Raw genomic sequence first — 18,755 nt, 5'->3', positions numbered from 1 at the left:
GAGGCGACCGCTGCCCTTACTCCGATGCATCTCCAGGTTGCATTTGGGTAGCCGGGAGTGACGATTGGCTCCGTCAAGCTGCAGGATAAAAGACAGAACGAATCACTTATAATTAATATTATAGTTATGGAATTTTTAACTAATGACAAACTCGTCATCGTCGGCGCAGCCGGCATGATTGGCTCCAACATGGTGCAGACAGCACTCATGCTCAGACTTACTCCCAACATTTGTCTTTACGACGTATTCTCAGCTGAAGGCGTAGCCGAGGAAATGCGTCAGTGCGGATTTGACGATGCCAACATCGTATCTACCACTGACCCCAAGGAAGCCTTCACTGGCGCTAAGTATATCATCTCTTCAGGTGGCGCACCCCGTAAGGAGGGCATGACACGTGAAGACCTGCTCGTAGGCAACTCTAAGGCTGCCGAGGAGCTTGGCCAGAACATCAAGAAGTTCTGCCCCGACGCCAAGTTCTGCGTGGTTATCTTCAACCCCGCCGACATCACCGGCCTCGTAACTCTCGTTCACTCTGGTCTGAAGCCCAACCAGGTTGCTACACTTGCTGCCCTCGACTCTACTCGTCTCAAGGGTGCGCTGGCCAAGCACTTCGGCGTAAGCCAGGCTGTCATCGAGAACGCCTACACCTATGGTGGCCACGGCGAGAAGATGGCTGTCTTCGCTTCTCCTACCACTGTCGACGGCGTCAAGCTGCTCGACGTGATTGCTGGCAAGGCTACTGTCAACGGTAAGGGTCTTACCGCTGAGGAGTGGGCTACCATGCAGAAGGAAGTTACCCAGGGTGGTGCCAAGATTATCGAGCTCCGTCGCCGCAGTTCATTCCAGAGCCCCTCTTACCTCGCTGTCAAGATGATCGAGGCTGCTATGGGTGGCGAAGAGTTCACTTATCCCGCCGGTACTTATGCCGACACAGCCCGTTACAACCACGTGATGATGGCTATGCCTACCCGCATCACAAGCGACGGTGTCTACACCAAGCCAGTTATGGGTACAGCCGACGAGATTGCTGCTCTCGACGCTTCTTACAACCACCTCGCCGGTATGCGCGACCAGGTGATTGCTCTCGGTGCTCTGCCTCCAGTAGAGAAGTGGTCTGAGATCAACCCCAACCTTTAATACGGTTTTATAGTTATTAATACATGGCTCCAGTCCGGGTTTGTTCCCGAGGCTGGAGCCTTTATTTTGCCCCTGCGTGCGGTCGCCACGGTGGCTGTCTGCCCGAGCGCCCGCCAGAGGCTAATCGGCATCGGCGTGAGCGCTGTGAAGAGTATGGCGATGACCTCCTGTGCCGAGGCTGCGCGCGCTGGTGGTGTGGAGCGTATCGATAGCTGTTGTGTATCAGGTGTCTGTGGCGGTAGAGAACGCCCTTGCTGGCTCGTATCAATAGTTACGAGCCCTCGTGCCTATTGATACGAAGGCTCGTTTCGTAAGTCACGAGCCCACGTGCCTGTTGATACGAGCCGGCAGAGGTGGTCAGGGGCACCGCGGCAGCTATTTCGGGAGTAGCGGTAACAAGTTCCGTATTCGGGGTAGGGCACAGGACGATGATTGTGCGTACCTTTGTCGCTGTCCGACAGGTCGGTGCCAGCGTCTGGCCGATGCCTGTCCGCGCGAGAGTGGCGGGCGTGGCTCCGCCGCTGAAGGCGGTGCCACCGGGGTGTCTTCTCTAATATTTATTAAAACCGATGAAGAAACTCCCGACAATCGTGGCATAAGTGTACGAAAGTTAGTATTTTTGTAGGTAAATAATAATATCCACTATGAATCTGATTAAGGATAAAGAATTTGGCGGCGAGCGTCCGCTGTTTGGTCTGAGCGACACGCGGCTCGAGCATATCACCATCACCGATGGCGAGTCGGGCATCAAGTTCTGTCGCAATATCGAGTGCGATGACTCCCGCTTCTATGGCAAATACCCCTGGTGGCACGTCGACGGCAGCCATATCACCAACTGCTATTTCGCGCCCGAGAGCCGCAGTGCCATCTGGTACTCCGACAACATGGTGATGGAAGACACGGTCATCGACGCGCCCAAGTTCTTCCGCGAGATGAACAACCTCACCCTGCGCAACGTCATCCTCACCGATGCCGACGAGACCTTTTGGCGCGTGCGCGGTCTGAAGCTCTACAATGTCGAGCTCCACGATGGTACCTATCCCTTCATGTTCTCCGAAGACATCTACGTCGACGGTCTGAAGAGCGACTCCAAGTATGTCTTCCAGTACTGCCACAACGTGGAGATACACCATGCCCGCATTACGACCAAGGACAGTTTCTGGGAGTGCGACAATGTGACCGTCTACGACTCCGAGCTCGACGGCGAGTATCTGGGTTGGCACAGCAGCAATGTGCGTCTGGTGCGCTGCCACATCAGTGGCGAGCAGCCCCTCTGCTACATGGACCACGTGACCCTCGAAGACTGTACCTTCGATGCCGCCTGCGACCGTGCCTTTGAAGACAGCTCCCACATCGACGCCCGCATCAGCGGCGCCATCACCGAGGTCAAGAACCCCGTGAGCGGACACATCGTCGCCGACCGCATAGACCGCATCACCTACGACGACTATGCCCGTGGCCACGACTGCCGTATAGAAACAACCAAACAATAAAGATACAATGGCAACATTTGATTTTGACCATGCCCCCGAGCGTCTCGGTACCCGCTGTGTGAAGTGGGACAGCATAGGCGAGGGCGAGCTGCCCATGTGGGTGGCCGATATGGACTTCGAGGTGGCTCCCGCCATACGCCAGGCTGTGGAGCGCCGCGCCGCCCATCCCGTCTATGGCTACACCTTCACCGATGACAGCTACTACGACGCCGTCATCAACTGGTTTGACCGCCGCCACCAGTGGCACATCGACCGTAGCTGGATACTCCACACCCCCGGTGTGGTGGCAGCCATGAGCTGTGCTATCAAGGCGCTCACCCTGCCCGGTCAGCAGGTGGTTATCCTCACCCCCGTCTACAACTGCTTCTTCTCGTCGATACGCAACTGCGGTTGCGAGGCCTCCGAGTGTGAGCTCAAGCGCGAGGCCGACAGCTATGTTATCGACTACGACGACCTGGAGCGTCGCTGTGCCGACGAGCGCGCCGCCGTGCTGCTCTTCTGCAACCCCCACAACCCCGCCGGCCGCGTGTGGCGCCGCGACGAGCTTGAGCGCGTGAGCGACATCTGTCGCCGCCATCATGTGCGCGTCATCGCCGACGAGATACACTGCGAGCTCGTGATGCCCGGCTATGAGTATACGCCCTTTGCGTCGCTCTCTGACGAGACATCGGCCATCACCGTGACCCTCAACTCTCCCTCCAAGTCGTTCAACACCGCCGGACTGATGCAGTCCAACGTTATCTGCAGCGACATAGAGATGCGCCGTCGCATAGACCGCGTCATCAACATCTTCGAGGTGTGCGAGGTCAACCCCTTCGGTCCCGACGCGCTCGTGGCAGCCTACAACGAGAGCGAGGAGTGGCTCGACGAGCTCAACCGCTACCTCTACGACAACTACCTGGAGCTGAAGCGCTTCTTTGCCGAGTATATGCCCAAGATAGAAGTGCTCAAGCTCGAAGGCACCTACCTCGTGTGGGTAGATATCTCTGCCCTCGAGTTTACTTCAGATGAACTCGAAGCCAAACTCCGCGACGAGGGCAAGGTCTATCTCAACAGCGGCACCATGTACGGCCGTCGCGCCGGTCAGGGCTATATGCGTATCAACATTGCCTGTCCGCGCAGCCGCATGATAGACGGTCTCACGCGTATGGCCAAGGTGCTCGCGCCCTATATGGAAGACGACTGCGACATGGGGTGCCCCTCCTGAGCCGCGGCGCACGCCCTCTCTGGGGTGCGGCAGTCGTCATAGGCTGCCGCAACCTATACCTTATTATATATAGTACAATAAACAATCTGCAACACTATTATGAACATAAGCAAAACTGCTAAGGCGGCAGCGGCAGTGATAGCCGCCCTCATCGCCTTGCCCGCCACCGCCCAGAAGAACGTGGCTTACCAGGACAGCCATGTACGCATATCGCTCGTCACCGACGGCATGGCACGTATGGAGTACTCGCCCGACGGCCGATTTGAGGACGGACAGTCGCTCATGGCCATCAACCGCGACTACCCCGCCGTAGACTATACCACCCGCGACCGTGGCAAGACCGTCGAGATAACCACCCGCTGCATGGTCATCAAGTATACCAAGAGCCAGGGCCCGCTCGGCAATGGCAACCTGCTCATAACCTCGCCCAAACGCAAGGGAGTCAAGCCCTTTGCCTGGCGCCCCGGGCAGAAAGACACCCTCAATCTCAAGGGTACCTATCGCACCCTCGACGGATATGACGGCAATATGCGCGGCGACCAGCCCATGCCCATCGAGGACGGTCTGCTCTCGCGCAGCGGATGGACCTTCATCGACGACTCGCAGAACTATCTCTTCGACCATAGCGACTGGCAGTGGGTAAGCCACCGCCGCGAGGAAGGCAAAGCCCAGGACTGGTACTTCATGGCCTATGGCCACGACTATCGCAAGGCTCTGCGCGACTTTACCGTGGTCTCGGGAAAGATGGCGCTGCCTCCGCGCTATGCCTTCGGTTACTGGTGGTCGCGCTACTGGTGCTACACCGACAACGAACTGCGCCAGCTGGTAGACAACTTTGACACCTACAGCATTCCCCTCGATGTGCTGGTGGTCGACATGGACTGGCACTACACCGAGAAGGGCAAGGGCGCATGGACAGGCTATACCTGGAACCGCCGCCTCTTCCCCGACCCCAAGGGCTTCCTGCAGTGGGCTGGCTCGAAGCAGCTCAACGTGACCCTCAACCTGCATCCCGCCGACGGCATCAAACCCTACGAGGAACAATATCCCGCTATGGCGCGCTGGATGGGCATGAACCCCGACGAGAAGAAGGACATAGACTGGGCAGCGTCGGATAAACGGTTTATGGAGGGATGGTACAACACCGTGTTGCGCCCTATGGAGCGCGACGGAGTGAGCTTCTGGTGGTTAGACTGGCAGCAGGGACTCAACGACAAGGAGTTCCCACGGCTCGGCAACACCTGGTGGATAAACTATACCACCTTCACCGACATGGAGCGCCATCGCCAGGAGCGCCCGATGCTCTACCACCGCTGGGGCGGGCTGGGTAACCACCGCTACCAGATAGGCTTCTCGGGCGACGCCGTCATCAGCTGGAAATCGCTCGACTTCCAGCCCTACTTCAACGCCACCGCCTCCAACGTGCTCTATGGCTACTGGAGCCACGACATCGGCGGCCACATGAACGCCAACCGCATAGACCCCGAACTCTATATACGCTGGCTCCAGTTTGGTGCGCTGAGTCCCATCCTGCGTACCCACTCGACCAAGAGCTCCGCGCTCGACAAGGAACCGTGGGCCTTTGACCACCAGCACTTCAGCATCATCCGCAACACCATCCTCGAGCGCTATCGCATGGCTCCCTACATCTACACCATGGCACGCCGTGCCTACGACGAGGGTCTCTCGCTCTGCCGTCCGCTCTACTATGAGTGGCCCGAGAACGAGGAAGCCTACCAGGAGCGCAACAGCTATATGTTTGGCGACCAAATCCTGGTCAGCCCCATCACCCAGCCTATGGCAGACGGTGTGTCCCGCCACACGGTGTGGCTCCCTGGCGGCAACGACTGGTATGAGGTGGCTACGGGCACGCTGCTCAAGGGCGGACAGCGCGTGGAGCGCAACTTCCACCTCGACGAGTACCCCATGTATGTCAAGGCGGGCGCCGTCATCCCCATGTATGACAAGGTGAAGAACCTGAAATCCAACGACGAGCCCATCGTGGTGACCGTCTACCCCGGCGGCAACGGCGAGTTCTCGATGTATGAGGACAACGGCAACGACAAGGCTTATGCCACCGCCTTTGCCCGCACCCGCATGACCCAGGAGGTCGAGGGCAACAAGCTCACCGTGAAGATAGGTCGTCGCGAGGGCAGCTATGAGGGCATGCCCGAGGCACGCAAGTACAGTGTGAAGATAGTGGCACGGGCTGTGCCAGAGCAGGTTGTGGTCAACGGCAAGCCCGCGGCGTTCGACTATGACGGCAACACACTCACCGCCACCATAGCCATAGCCGACAGCGACCCCAACATCGAGAAAACAGTAGAGGTGACCTATGCCCCCGACGCCATCGATGTGGCCGACGGACTGATGGGCCAGATGCGCCGTATAGGGCAGAACAACTACAGGTTGAAGCGCCAGAAGGCCGGCATCGTCTTCGGCGAGGAACTCGGCACGATGGAGTCGACCGGTCGCGCCATCAGTTACTATCCCGACAGGATGAATGAACTCGTGGCTGCCTTCCGTGCCAACTATCAGCGGCTGCCCCAGCTGCTCGACGCCAATGGCGTGACTGAGAAACAACGTGAAATCTATCTTCGCGCCACTTATTAGGAGTGAGCGTTTGATTTATCATAATTTTCAAGGTGGAAACTACAATTTCCACCTTGTTTATTTAAGTAATAGAGGATATTTTCGTAATTTTGCACGTAGTATCTAAAGCAACAAACAATTATGGCAGAAACAAGACAAATCAAGACAGCCCTCATCTCAGTGTTCCACAAAGACGGCCTGGATGAACTGTTGAAGAAACTCAATGAAGAAGGTGTGAAATTCTTGTCGACTGGCGGCACTCAGCAGTTCATCGAATCGCTGGGTTACGAGTGTGAGAAGGTAGAGAACGTGACCTCCTATCCCTCTATCCTCGGTGGCCGTGTGAAGACCCTCCATCCCAAGGTGTTCGGAGGTATACTGGCCCGTCGCGCCAATGAGGGCGACCAGGCACAGATGAAGGAATATGACATCCCCGCCATAGACCTGGTTGTAGTAGACCTCTATCCCTTTGAGCAGACCGTGGCAAGCGGCGCATCGGATGCCGACATCATCGAGAAGATAGACATCGGCGGCATCTCGCTCATCCGTGCCGGAGCCAAGAACTTCAATGACGTGGTCATCGTGCCCAGCAAGGCCGAGTATAGCGTGCTGCTCGATATCCTCAACAAGAAGGGTGCCCAGACCGACATCGAAGACCGCAAGATGCTGGCAGCCCGCGCCTTCGGCGTAAGCAGCCACTACGACACCGCCATCCATGAGTGGTTTGTCAAGTAACAACAACGATTATTTATAGCTATAAACGATTTTTATAAATGGGATTTTTTTCATTCATTCAGGAGATTGCGATGGACCTGGGAACGGCCAACACCATCATTATCAGTGATGATAAGATTGTGGTGGACGAGCCATCGGTAGTCGCTCTCAACCGCATTGACGGCAAGATGATTGCCGTGGGCCAGAAGGCCAAGATGATGTACGAGAAGACTCACGACAACATCCGTACGGTGCGCCCCCTGCGCGACGGTGTGATTGCCGACTTCTCTGCCTGTGAGCAGATGATGCGTGGTCTTATCAAGATGGTACACTCTGGCAGCCGCCTCTTCTCGCCCTCACTGCGTATGGTAATCGGTGTGCCTTCGGGCTCTACCGAGGTTGAACTCCGTGCTGTCCGCGACAGTGCCGAGCATGCCGACGGCCGCGATGTCTATCTTATCTTTGAGCCTATGGCAGCCGCCATCGGTATCGGTATCGACGTTGAGGCTCCCGAGGGCAACATGATTGTCGACATCGGCGGTGGCAGCACCGAGATTGCCGTTATCTCTCTCGGTGGCATCGTCTCCAACAACTCTATCCGCGTGGCTGGCGATGACCTTACTTCCGACATTCAGGAGTACATGAGCCGTCAGCACAATGTGAAGGTGTCGGAACGTATGGCAGAGCGCATCAAGATACATGTGGGCTCGGCATTGACCGACCTGGGCGACGAGGCTCCGGAAGACTATGTGGTACATGGTCCTAACCGCATCACCGCACTGCCTATGGAGGTGCCTGTATGCTATCAGGAGATTGCCCACTGTCTCGACAAGACCGTGGCAAAGATTGAAAACGCCGTGCTCTCGGCTCTTGAGAACACTCCCCCCGAGCTCTATGCCGATATCGTGAAGAACGGTATCTATCTGAGCGGTGGCGGCGCCCTGCTGCGTGGTCTCGACCGTCGTCTTCAGGAGAAAATCAACATTCCTTTCCATATCGCCGAAGACCCGTTGCACAGTGTGGCACGCGGAGCTGGCATCGCGCTGAAGAATGTTGACAAGTTCTCGTTCCTGATGAGATAGTGCCAATGCGAAACCTGTTAGAGTTTCTCGGCAAGCATAACCATTGGTTTCTCTTCGTCCTATTCGAGATTATCGGACTGGTATGGCTTTTCCGCGGTCACACTTACCAGGGGAGCGTGTGGTTCTCCTCGGCAAATGTGGTGGCGGGAAAGCTCTATGAATGGGACTCTAAGGTGACGGCTTATTTCTCCCTGGGGGATATCAATGAGCAGCTCACTGCCCGCAACGTATACCTGGAGAGCCAGGTCAAGGTGCTCTCCGACCGGCTGGAACAGACTTCGGCCGACAGTACGCTGTTGGCTCAGGTCAAGGCTCAGTCGCTGGAGGGCTACAGACTCATTCCGGCCAAGGTAATCTCGAACACCATCTCAGAGAAAGACAATCTCATCACCATCGACAAGGGTGAGGCCGACGGGGTGAAGAAGGATATGGGCGTGGTAAGCGGCCACGGCGTGGTAGGCATCGTCTATCTCGCATCGGCCCACTACGCCGTCATCATCCCCGTGCTCAACCGCCAGTCAAACATCAGTTGTACCATCAAGGACCGCGGCTATTTCGGCTACCTCCACTGGGATGGCGGCTATACCGATATGGCGTATGTCGACGACGTGCCTCGCCACGCCCGTTTCCGCAAGGGCGACTACGTGGTAACCAGCGGTTACTCAGAGGTATTCCCTGCCGGTATCATGGTGGGGCAGGTCAAGTACGTGTTCAACTCGGCCGACGGACTTTCCTTCCGCTTGAAGGTAAAGCTCGCCACCGACTTTGGCAAGCTGCGCGACGTGTGTGTGGTCGACAACACTGAGCTTAGTGAGCGCATGCAGCTGCTCAACGCAGCCAAAGACTCCATCTTGCTCAAACAGAAAGATTAAAATGAAATACGGGATAGTCAAAGACATAATCTTATACGCGGTGATACTGCTGGTGCAGATATTGATACTTAATCATATCCATCTCTTCGGTGTCGCCACGCCCTTGCTCTATGTCTATCTTATCATGCTCCTTAAGCGTAACTGCCCCCGATGGGCACTGCTGCTCATTGCTTTTGTCATGGGCGTCATCGTAGACATATTCTCCGACACGTCGGGAATAGCCACCGTCAGCATGACGCTGATTGGCTTTGTCCGCCCCTACATCCTCATGCCGCTGTTGAGCCGTGAGGCTGAGGAGGATATGGCTCCGACGATGGAAAACCTGGGCACGGCGCGCTTCTTCTATTACACTCTGATAGTGGTGACCATCTACTGCCTCGTATTCTTTACTCTGGAGGCGTTCTGCTTCTACAACTGGCCCCAATGGCTGGCCTGCGCGTTGTCGAGCACCATCCTCACCACAATGCTGATACTGGTAATCGAAAACGCAAGGAAGCTGTAAATGAAAGACTTCAACCTGGAGAACCGGCGCTTCGTCATCGGAGGCGTGGCCGTCGTCATTGTCGTGGTTTACATCATCCGCCTATTCACGCTGCAGCTGATGAGCGATGACTACAAGCGCAATGCCGACAGTAACGCTTTCCTCAAGAAGATAGACTATCCCTCGCGTGGTGTCATCTACGACCGCAACGGCAATCTGCTGGTCTACAACCAGCCTGCCTATGACATCATGGTGGTGATGAACGAAGAGAAGGGCCATATCGATACCCTCGAGTTCTGTCAGGCGCTGGGTATCACCAAGGAGTTTTTCATCCGTCGTATGAACGACATCAAGGACCGCAGCAAGAACCCCGGCTATTCGCGGTTTACCCAGCAACTGTTCTTGTCGCAGCTCTCTGACCAGGAGTTCAGTATGTTCCGGGAGAAGATGTTCCGCTTCCCCGGTTTCTATGTGCAGAAGCGCAGCATCCGTCAGTACCAGTATCCCAATGCAGCCCACGTCCTGGGCGATGTGGCCGAGGTCTCTGAGGCCAATATCGAGGACGATGACTACTACCAGGCTGGCGACTACATCGGCAAGCAGGGTGTGGAGAAATCGTATGAGAAACAGCTGCGTGGCGAGAAGGGTATACAGATTCTCCTGCGCGATGCCCACGGCCGCATCCAGGGTAGCTATCAGCATGGCCAGCTCGACCGTCGGCCTGTGGCTGGTAAAGACCTTACGCTCAGTATCGATATCAAGCTCCAAGCCTTGGGCGAGCGGTTGCTCGAGGGCAAGATAGGCTCTATCGTGGCCATCGAACCTTCCACAGGCGAGGTGCTGTGCATGGTCTCTTCCCCCACTTACGACCCGCGCATCATGGTGGGTCGCCAACGTGGCAAGAATCACCTCGCGCTGGCCCGCAACCCGTGGAAACCTCTGCTCAACCGTTCTACGATGGGCCAGTATCCTCCCGGCTCTACCTTCAAGACATCCCAGGCTCTCACCTATATGTCTGAGGGTATCATCACTCCCGCCACCTCTTTCCCCTGCCATCGCGGCTTCTATTATCGTGGTCTCCACGTTGGCTGCCACTCCCATGCGTCGCCCATCTCCATGATTAATGCTATCGGTACCTCCTGCAATGCTTACTTCTGCTGGGGCCTCTACCACATGGTGGGCAACCGGCGTAAGTACGCCAACAGTGCTGCTGCCCTCGACGTGTGGCGCGATTACATGAAGAGTATGGGATTTGGTTACCGGCTCGGTATTGACTTGCCCGGCGAGAAGCGAGGGTTCATCCCCAACGGTATGTTCTATGACAAGGCTTACCATGGTGCATGGAACGGCCTTACAGTTATCAGTATTTCCATTGGGCAGGGTGAAGTCAACCTTACACCGCTCCAAATCGCCAACCTCGGTGCCACTATCGCCAACAGAGGTTATTACTATACCCCCCACGTGGTGCGCAAGGTGGCTGGAGAGCCCCTCGACACCGCCTTCACTCGTCGCCATTACACCAAAGCAAGTCGCCGCGCTTACGAATATGTCGTTGCCGGCATGCGAGCTTCGGTCCTCCGAGGTACGAGCCGTTCGATGAACCGTGCCGACTATGAAGCCTGCGGTAAGACGGGTACTGCGCAGAACAGAGGTCATGACCACTCCGTTTTCATGGGCTTCGCGCCGATGAACGACCCGCGTATAGCCATTGCCGTGTATGTCGAGAACGGTGGATGGGGTGCCGACTATGGTGTGCCCATTGGCGACCTGATGATGGAACAATATATTAAGGGAAAACTGTCGCCTGCGTCGGAAGCCAAGGCCGCAGTATTCCAGAAGAAACGTATAGCTTATGGTTCAAGCAATAGATAACAATCAGGGCGTGTTTCGCTCTCTGGACAAGTGGACGGTGTTCATCTACGTGGCGCTGCTCGTCTTCGGATGGATAAGTGTCTGCGGAGCCAGCTATACCTATGGCTCGACCGATATATTCAGCATGGGCTCGCGCTCGGGTATGCAGATCGTGTGGATAGGTACCTCCTTAGCGTTGGGATTTGTCATCCTGATGACCGACTCGCGCATGTACGACACCTTTGCCTACGTCATCTATGGTGTGCTGCTCTTGCTGCTGTTTGTGACTATCTTCAACCCTCACGAAATCAAGGGCTCGCGCTCGTGGCTTGTCCTTGGACCGCTGCGATTGCAGCCGGCCGAGTTTGCCAAGTTCGCCACGGCGCTCGCGGTGTCCAAGCTCATGAGCAGTTATGGCTTTGACATCCACCGATGGCGCCACTTCGCGATGGCGATTGGCGTGGTGGTGCTACCGATGCTCTTCATCGTCGGGCAGAAGGAGACTGGCTCGGCGCTGGTTTACCTCTCGTTTTTCCTGATGTTCTACCGCGAAGGCATGCAGGGCAGCATCCTCTTTTCGGGTGTGGCGATGGTCATCTATTTTGTCGTCGGCATCAAGTACGAGAACGTGATGCTCATGGACACCCCCACCTCGGTGGGCAAGTATGTCGTCCTGCTGTTGGCGCAGATTTTCACTACCGGCATGGTCGCCTCCTACTGCAAGTCGCCCAAGACCGTGCGCATCATGGCCATAGCCGTGGCTTCCACCACCCTCATAGCCACCCTCGTAGCCCGCTTCATCGTAGCCTTCGACATCGTGTGGATACAGCTTGCCACCATCGTCGCCATGGCGATTTTCCTCATCTATCAGGGGCTTTCCACCCGCATCCGCAGCTTCTTCTACATCTCGCTGTTCTGTATCGGCTCGGTGCTTTTCTTCTACTCTGCCGACTATATGCTCAACGATGTGATGAAGCCCCACCAGCGTGTGCGCATCAATGTGCTCTTGGGACTCGAGGAAGACCTCTCCGGAGCCGGTTACAATGTCCATCAGAGTGAGATAGCGATAGGTTCAGGCGGACTCAAGGGCAAAGGCTTCCTCAACGGAACCCAGACCAAGCTCAAGTACGTGCCCGAGCAAGACACCGACTTCATCTTCTGCACCGTGGGTGAGGAAGAGGGCTTTGTAGGGTCGGCAGGTGTGCTGCTGCTCTTTCTCGCGCTCATCCTGCGGCTTATCCACTTGGCCGAGCGGCAGACCTTCAAGTTCGGGCGCATCTATGGCTACTGTGTGCTGAGTGTCTTCCTCTTCCATGTGTTTATCAATGTGGGCATGGTGCTTGGCCTTACCCCCGTCATCGGCATCCCCTTGCCCTTCTTCAGTTACGGCGGTTCGTCGTTGTGGGGCTTTACCATCCTCCTGTTTATCTTCCTCCGCATCGATGCCGCCCGCAACCAGCGTGTTTAGGCTTACAAAATAAAAACCAACGGTCCCCCTCTCCGGTTACCGTTGGTTTTGTCTTATCTGTTGTCGGCTTTCTTTCCGCCGCTTTGGTCTTCCCGAGCTGGGGACTTGTGCCCCTGTCAGCCGGCACTCACTCCCGTCCCCTATATATATAATAAGGTGTAGTCCCGATTGCTTATCTGCCTGACGGAATCAATCCATCCGTCTGACGGAGATACCCACGTCGCTCACACCCGGCAGGATGTCGCGCTTCATGTCGTGGCGCACGGTGATGTGCATGCTGTCGTTGGCGTTGAGCCTCAGTCTGCGTACCTCGGTGTTGTATTCAAAGCAACTTATGCCGCCCGTTTTCTGTGTGCTGTTGGTCTTCACCAGTCGGCAGTCGAGTGTATCTCTCAGCGTGGTGCCTTCGGGCAGAATGGTCTGGTCTACGATGAGCGTGATGGCGACGAAGGGGAAGTCGTAGTCGGTGCGCAGCCCCAGTTCTACGAGGTAGTCGCCCGCCTGAGCCATCTTTGCCACGTCGTAGCACAGGGTGTCGTTGCGCTCCCATCCCTCCAGCGACGTGTGGCGGTAGGTGTCATACACCTTGCCGTCGCATGCCGTGAGTATCATCATCACGATGCCTGTCAGCAGCCCCAGATTTCTCATTCCTCCTTATTGTTCTTAGGCGCGTTCTGCTGTCTGTCCCTGTTGCCTTGACGACGCTGACCCTGTTGGCGGCGATTGTCCTGGCGGTTGCGCTTCTGGCCGTCGCGACCTTGCTTCTGGCCGTCGCGGTTCTGGTTCTGGCCCTCACGCCCCTTGTTGTGCTCGTCGCGGTTCTGGTTCTGGGCGTCCCCCTGTTTGGGTTCCTGACCCTGCTGTTGCTTTCCGCCCTGCTGCTGTTTCTGGTTGCCGTTGCCCTTGGGCTTGTTGCCGCCTTTGCGCTTGCGCTTGCTGCGGTCAAATCGGCTGATGTCGGCGTCTTCGAGCAGGTCGAGCGACTTCTTTTCCACCTTGGCGGTGCCGTCTTCGAGCAGACTCAGCGGCTTTTCGCCCTGCTTGTTCATCTCGATGATGGCGTGAGCCCTCTCGGCGCTGATGGTCTCCAGATTGGCTGCCAGGTTCTTGTCGGTCGAGTAGGTGATGAGCCCCGCCAGCACGTCGGTCTTGAACTGATAGTAGTCGTTGTCCTTGGTCTGCAGCACAGCGTCCTTGGCGGGCATCTTGCGGTTGGCCTCTACATAGTCGTCTATCTCGTAGTTCATGCAGCACTTGAGCTTGGCACACATACCCGCCAACTTTTGCGGGTTGAGCGAGATGCCTTGGTATCTGGCGGCGTTGGTGCTCACGCTTACGAAGTTCTTCATCCATGTGGCGCAGCAGAGCTCCCTTCCGCAGGGACCCGTTCCGCCGATGCGTCCAGCCTCCTGACGCGCACCTATCTGCTTCATCTCGATGCGCACGTGGAAGGTCTCTGCCAGCACCTTGATGAGCTGGCGGAAGTCTACGCGCTCGTCGGCGATGTAGTAGAATATGGCCTTGTTGCCGTCGCCTTGATATTCCACGTCGCCTATCTTCATCTGGAGCCCCAGGTCTTTGGCTATCTGTCGGCTCTGTATCATGGTGCCGTGCTCGCGGCTCTTTGCCTCGCGATACTTGTCCATGTCGATGGGCTTGGCGATGCGGTAGATGCGGCGTATGTCGTCTGCCGACTTCAGGTTGGCCTTCTTCAGCTGCAGCTTTACCAGTCTGCCGGTGAGGGTCACCACTCCGATGTCGTGGCCGGGGTTTGCCTCTACCGCCACGGTGTCGCCCTTCTTCAGTTCCAGGTTGTTCACGTTGTGGTAGTAGCCCTTGCGGGTGTTCTTGAACTGTACTTCCACCAGGTCGGTCTCCTCGTCGTTGCCGGGGATGTCTGCCAGCCAGTCATAGGTATTGAGCTGGTTGTCCTGGCGGCCGCAGCCACAGCAACTCAGACCTCTATCGGTGTCGCAGCAGAGTTTATATTTGTTACTCATTGTCTCGTTTTTGCTTTTTATGGGTTTATATATGGTGTCACTTACGACTTATTTCTGTTTCAACAGCATAATCATGTTGAGGGCCAGGTCAAACATCACGATTTTAGGTGTGACGTTCTGGCCTATCTCTTTCATCGATTTCTCCAGCTCTTCGGCTATCCCTATCACGTTGTGCTCGTTGACGAAGGGCGCGAAGTTGCGGGCGAACGCCTCTTCCTGCGCCGTCATATAGCAGAGGTCGGCGTTGTGGAAGTTGTACATGAAGTTCTCTCTCGTCATGCGGCTGAAGTATGCCAGCATGCGGCGCTGCTTTTCGCGTCCCAGCTGCGCCACATCCTCGCTCCAGGTCTTCAGGTCCTTGATGTTGCGCATATAGGCCAGTCGCATGAGCGTCTTGAAGAGTTCCAGCATCTCGGCGTTTTCGTTGTCGGCGTCCAGCGCCTCGAGGGCTCTGAGCCAGCTGCCACTGGCCAAGTGGGCTATGCGCTTGGCGTCGTCGTCGGCTATGCCCCTCTTCTCGGTGAGCGCCTGCTCGATGTCGTGGTCTTCGATGCGCTTCATGTCTATGCGCTGCACGCGGCTGCGAATGGTCTCGAGCAGCTTGTCGGGCTCGTCGCTCACGAGCAGGAACACCGTCTGCATGGGCGGTTCCTCGAGCAGCTTGAGTATCTTGTTGGCGCAGACCACGTTCATGCGTTCGGGCAGCCAGATGACTACCACCTTGTAGCCGCCTTGGCTCGACTTGAGGCTCAGCTTGCGTATCAGCGCCTCGCTCTCTGCCTCAAATATCACCGCCTGCTGGTTGGCCACCTTGATGCGCTTCAGCCAGCGGTCCATGGTGAAGTAGGGGCTCGCCAGGAGCATGTCGCGCCATTCCCTCACAAAGTCGTCGCATACCACCTTGGTCTCGCTGGTGGCGCCGGCGGGCTTGACGATGGGGAAGCTGAAGTGCAGGTCGGGGTGCTCCCACTTCTTGAGCATGGCGCTTTCGCCCAGCAGATAGGAGGCCAGCGCCAGCGCCATAGCCATCTTGCCGCAGCCGTCGGGGCCGCAGAACATGAGCGCGTGGGGCAGCCTGTGCTCCTCTGCCATCTGCATGAGACGCTCCTTGGTCTCCTTCTGTCCTATTACCTCGTCAAATGTCATATCAGTCGTCTCGTTACCTCAGCCACGCTGTTCACTGCCGACACCGTGTAGAAGTGTATGTTGTTGATACCATGGGCGTAGAGCTCCTGGCATTGGTGTGTGGCCCACTCTATGCCCAGCTGCTTGGCGTCGTCGTCGGTCTTGCAGCGCTTCACTTCGGCTGCCAGCTCCTGGGGCAGGTCGCAGTGGAAGGTCTTGGGCACCACGGTGAGCTGCGAGAGCTTGGCGAGGGGCTTGATGCCGGGGATGATGGGGATGGTGATGCCCATGGCGCGCGCCTTGTCTACGTAGTCGAAGTACTTGCTGTTGTCGTAGAAGAGCTGGGTCACGGCATACTCGGCACCCATGTCCTGCTTCATCTTCAGATAGCCCATGTCCATCTCCATATTGGGCGCCTCGTCGTGCTTCTCGGGGTAGCACGCCACGCCATAGCCGAAGGGCGTGCCCGGCACCTTGATGGCGCTGCCGTCGGCAAAGTAGCCGCTGTTGAAGCGGTTTACCTGCTCTATCAGGTCGGTGGTGTGGGCGTGGCCGCCAGCCACGGGGGTAAACACGCGGTCGTCCTTGGCCTTGTCGCCACGCAGCAACAGCAGGTTTTCGATGCCCAGAAACTGGAGGTCCAGCAGCTCATACTCGATGTGCTCGATGGTGGCGCCGCTGCATATCACGTGGGGGATGACGGGGATGCCATACTTCTGCTGGATGGCGGCGGCTATCGCCACGGTACCGGGGCGGCGGCGTATGCGCATGCGCTCAAACTGGCCATTGTCCAGCTTGCGATACACATACTCGCTGTGGTGGGTGGTGATGTTGATATAGAGAGGGTCAAACTCTTTCAGCTTGTCGATAGTGGCAAAGAGCTTGCCCGTTCCCGTGCCCTTGAGTGGGGGCAGAACCTCGAACGAGAAGTTCTTCTTGTCTTTATGGATGTTGATGAGTTCTACAACTTTCATGATGATTTCTTGCAGTTAGATGGGGCGTGGTTATATATTTTGCAAAGTTAGTAAAAAAAAACAGCATACTCTTCGTTTTTAGCGGTTTTTCTCATACACTTCTTCCAATGATTTCCCCGCTCTCTGCCACTGCCGCCGCCTCTATCGCCGCTGCCGGTGGGGTAGGGCCCGCCGCCTGTGGCTCGCCCGTGGCGTCGCCGGGGGGCTCTGCTGCCGCCCTTGTCGCCGCTGGAGCCGCATTGGCTGGCTCGTATCATACGATACGTGGGCTCGTGCCTATTGTTACGTGCCCTCGTGTCATACGATACGTGCGCTCGTGTCTTCCGTTACGAGCCGGCAGCGTTGGTCTCCACGTGGCAGCACGTGGTGGCGGCGCCAGCATCTGTCTCCGCTCCTTTTCTTGTGTGCCCTTGGCTTCTTCGTGAGCGACATAATTGCCTCTGCCGGGGCAAAAAGTCGGCGTTTTGTTTGGTGCTTTCTCCGACTTGGACTACCTTTGCACCATACTAATATCATCAACGACAATGAAGAAACTCGCTATTATCAGTTTGTGCATGCTCCTGGCGCTAAGCGTCAAGGCAGGCAAGGTAGATACGGTGCTGGTACACAGCACGGTGATGAACAAGGATGTCAAGACGGTGGTCATCACACCCACCGAGACCAAGAAAAACCGCGACCAGCGCTATCCGGTGCTCTATCTGCTCCACGGCGCCACGGGCAACTGCAAGTATTATCTCGAGAAGGTCAAGGCCACGCTCCCCGAGATAGCCGACGAGAAGGGTATGATATTCGTCACCCCCGACGCGCTCAACTCGTGGTATATAGACAGCCCCATCAACAAGAACCTGCAGTACGAAACCTTCACCTCCAAGGAACTGGTCGAGTATATCGACAGCCACTATCGCACCATCGCCGACCGCAAGGGTCGCGCAGTGACGGGGCTGAGCATGGGTGGTCATGGCGCGCTCTATCTGGCGTTCCGCCACAAGGATGTCTATGGCGCCTGTGGCAGCATGAGTGGTGGTGTAGACTTCCGTGGCTTCCCGCAGAACTGGGAAATCAAGCGGTCGCTCGGCGAGATGGCTCACAACCGCAAGCGCTGGGATGCCCATGTGGTGGTCAACCAGATTGGCCGCATCCAGAACCATGACCTCGACATCATCATCGACTGTGGCGAGGGCGACTTCTTCCTCGAGTGCAACAAGTCGCTCCACGAGCGTCTGCTCGGCCGTGGCATCGACCACGATTTCATCCTGCGTCCCGGTGCCCACAATGCGCAGTATTGGCACAACAGCATAGACTATCAGCTCCTCTTCTTCCAGAAGTTCTTTGCGAAGAAGTAGGGGGATGAGAGGCTTTTCTGCCTTGGCAACTCTGTAGGAGTTGCCAAGGCTTGTGGCCTTTCCACCGTGGTTTTTTATCTGCTTGCCTCCACATGGGGCTGAAATAAACACAAAAAGCCGTGGGCACTGCTGGCGGCTTCGCCTTGGTGGTGCCGGTGGTGCCGACCGTCGGAAAACAAGTTTTCCTTCGTGTCGTCACCGCCATCCCCACCGTCATGCGGTGCATGACGCCAGCAGTGACCACGGTAAAAAAAGCCGCCGTTGGCGGTAAAAAAAGTCCGGCTGGCGCCGGTACAAAAACAGCTGCTTGGGAGAAGCCCCTCCCCAGCCCTCCTAATGCCCCTCCCCAACCCTCCCAAGGGGCGGGAGTCCATTCCTGCTGTGTTTTAGGTGGTTTTGTGGAACGCCCTCCCTTG

At 56.7% G+C, this 18,755-nt stretch carries 16 protein-coding genes; 12 read left to right on the top strand and 4 right to left on the bottom strand.

The window, feature by feature from the left end; all coding sequences use genetic code 11:
* Positions 1 to 126 precede the first annotated feature (126 nt).
* From CIK87_RS03770 to rodA, 10 genes are all read left to right on the top strand, one after another.
* Positions 127 to 1,137: a malate dehydrogenase gene (locus CIK87_RS03770; RefSeq protein WP_094385601.1), complete on the top strand. Its 1,011-nt coding sequence runs from the start codon at positions 127 to 129 to the stop codon at positions 1,135 to 1,137.
* Positions 1,138 to 1,781: 644 nt separating this feature from the next.
* A complete protein-coding gene (locus CIK87_RS03765; RefSeq protein WP_094385599.1) occupies positions 1,782 to 2,630 on the top strand; it encodes a DUF3737 family protein in 849 nt (282 codons plus the stop codon).
* Between the two features lie 7 nt (positions 2,631 to 2,637).
* Positions 2,638 to 3,837: a MalY/PatB family protein gene (locus CIK87_RS03760; RefSeq protein WP_094385596.1), complete on the top strand. Its 1,200-nt coding sequence runs from the start codon at positions 2,638 to 2,640 to the stop codon at positions 3,835 to 3,837.
* A 99-nt stretch (positions 3,838 to 3,936) separates the two neighbouring features.
* A complete protein-coding gene (locus tag CIK87_RS03755; protein WP_094385594.1) occupies positions 3,937 to 6,450 on the top strand; it encodes a glycoside hydrolase family 31 protein in 2,514 nt (837 codons plus the stop codon).
* Positions 6,451 to 6,570: 120 nt separating this feature from the next.
* Entirely contained in the window at positions 6,571 to 7,164 is a 594-nt protein-coding gene (locus tag CIK87_RS03750; protein WP_094385592.1) for an IMP cyclohydrolase, read from the top strand.
* Positions 7,165 to 7,202: 38 nt separating this feature from the next.
* On the top strand, positions 7,203 to 8,225 hold the full coding sequence (locus tag CIK87_RS03745) for a rod shape-determining protein (protein ID WP_022310401.1): 1,023 nt from the start codon (positions 7,203 to 7,205) through the stop codon (positions 8,223 to 8,225).
* Positions 8,226 to 8,230: 5 nt separating this feature from the next.
* Entirely contained in the window at positions 8,231 to 9,097 is an 867-nt protein-coding gene (mreC, locus tag CIK87_RS03740) for a rod shape-determining protein MreC (protein ID WP_022310402.1), read from the top strand.
* Between the two features lies 1 nt (position 9,098).
* Positions 9,099 to 9,599 carry a rod shape-determining protein MreD gene (gene mreD, locus CIK87_RS03735; RefSeq protein WP_094385590.1) on the top strand — a complete coding sequence of 167 codons (501 nt, stop codon included), beginning with the start codon at positions 9,099 to 9,101 and terminating at the stop codon, positions 9,597 to 9,599.
* Positions 9,600 to 11,450: a penicillin-binding protein 2 gene (gene mrdA, locus CIK87_RS03730; protein WP_094385588.1), complete on the top strand. Its 1,851-nt coding sequence runs from the start codon at positions 9,600 to 9,602 to the stop codon at positions 11,448 to 11,450.
* Positions 11,431 to 12,897: a rod shape-determining protein RodA gene (rodA, locus tag CIK87_RS03725; protein ID WP_094385586.1), complete on the top strand. Its 1,467-nt coding sequence runs from the start codon at positions 11,431 to 11,433 to the stop codon at positions 12,895 to 12,897. The genes mrdA and rodA overlap by 20 nt, the downstream gene beginning before the upstream one ends.
* 189 nt (positions 12,898 to 13,086) lie before the next feature.
* Here rodA and CIK87_RS03720 read toward each other — a convergent pair whose 3' ends face one another.
* From CIK87_RS03720 to metF, 4 genes are read right to left on the bottom strand one after another with little or no spacing between them, the layout of a single operon-like run.
* Positions 13,087 to 13,545, bottom strand: coding sequence for a gliding motility lipoprotein GldH (locus tag CIK87_RS03720; protein ID WP_094385583.1), 459 nt, complete (start codon positions 13,543 to 13,545; stop codon positions 13,087 to 13,089).
* Positions 13,542 to 14,897, bottom strand: a complete 1,356-nt coding sequence (locus tag CIK87_RS03715) for a regulatory iron-sulfur-containing complex subunit RicT (RefSeq protein ID WP_094385581.1) — start codon at positions 14,895 to 14,897, stop codon at positions 13,542 to 13,544. The genes CIK87_RS03720 and CIK87_RS03715 overlap by 4 nt, the downstream gene beginning before the upstream one ends.
* 48 nt (positions 14,898 to 14,945) lie before the next feature.
* On the bottom strand, positions 14,946 to 16,043 hold the full coding sequence (locus tag CIK87_RS03710; protein ID WP_094385579.1) for a DNA polymerase III subunit delta: 1,098 nt from the start codon (positions 16,041 to 16,043) through the stop codon (positions 14,946 to 14,948).
* Positions 16,040 to 16,996 carry a methylenetetrahydrofolate reductase [NAD(P)H] gene (gene metF / locus CIK87_RS03705; protein ID WP_094385577.1) on the bottom strand — a complete coding sequence of 319 codons (957 nt, stop codon included), beginning with the start codon at positions 16,994 to 16,996 and terminating at the stop codon, positions 16,040 to 16,042. Before metF ends, CIK87_RS03710 begins: the two co-directional genes overlap by 4 nt.
* Positions 16,997 to 17,103: 107 nt before the next feature.
* Here metF and CIK87_RS13905 point away from each other — a divergent pair, with 107 nt between their 5' ends.
* Positions 17,104 to 17,421, top strand: a complete 318-nt coding sequence (locus tag CIK87_RS13905) for a hypothetical protein (protein ID WP_144008097.1) — start codon at positions 17,104 to 17,106, stop codon at positions 17,419 to 17,421.
* A gap of 99 nt (positions 17,422 to 17,520) precedes the next feature.
* Positions 17,521 to 18,339 (top strand): alpha/beta hydrolase family protein, encoded by an 819-nt coding sequence (locus CIK87_RS03700; protein ID WP_094385575.1) that lies wholly within the window; start codon positions 17,521 to 17,523, stop codon positions 18,337 to 18,339.
* The last annotated feature ends 416 nt before the right edge of the window (positions 18,340 to 18,755 follow it).

Origin of the sequence: Prevotella sp. P5-64, from assembly GCF_002251285.1 — a bacterium.
Classification (GTDB): Bacteria; Bacteroidota; Bacteroidia; order Bacteroidales; family Bacteroidaceae; genus Prevotella.
This window is presented reverse-complemented; position numbering and strand designations above follow the sequence as displayed.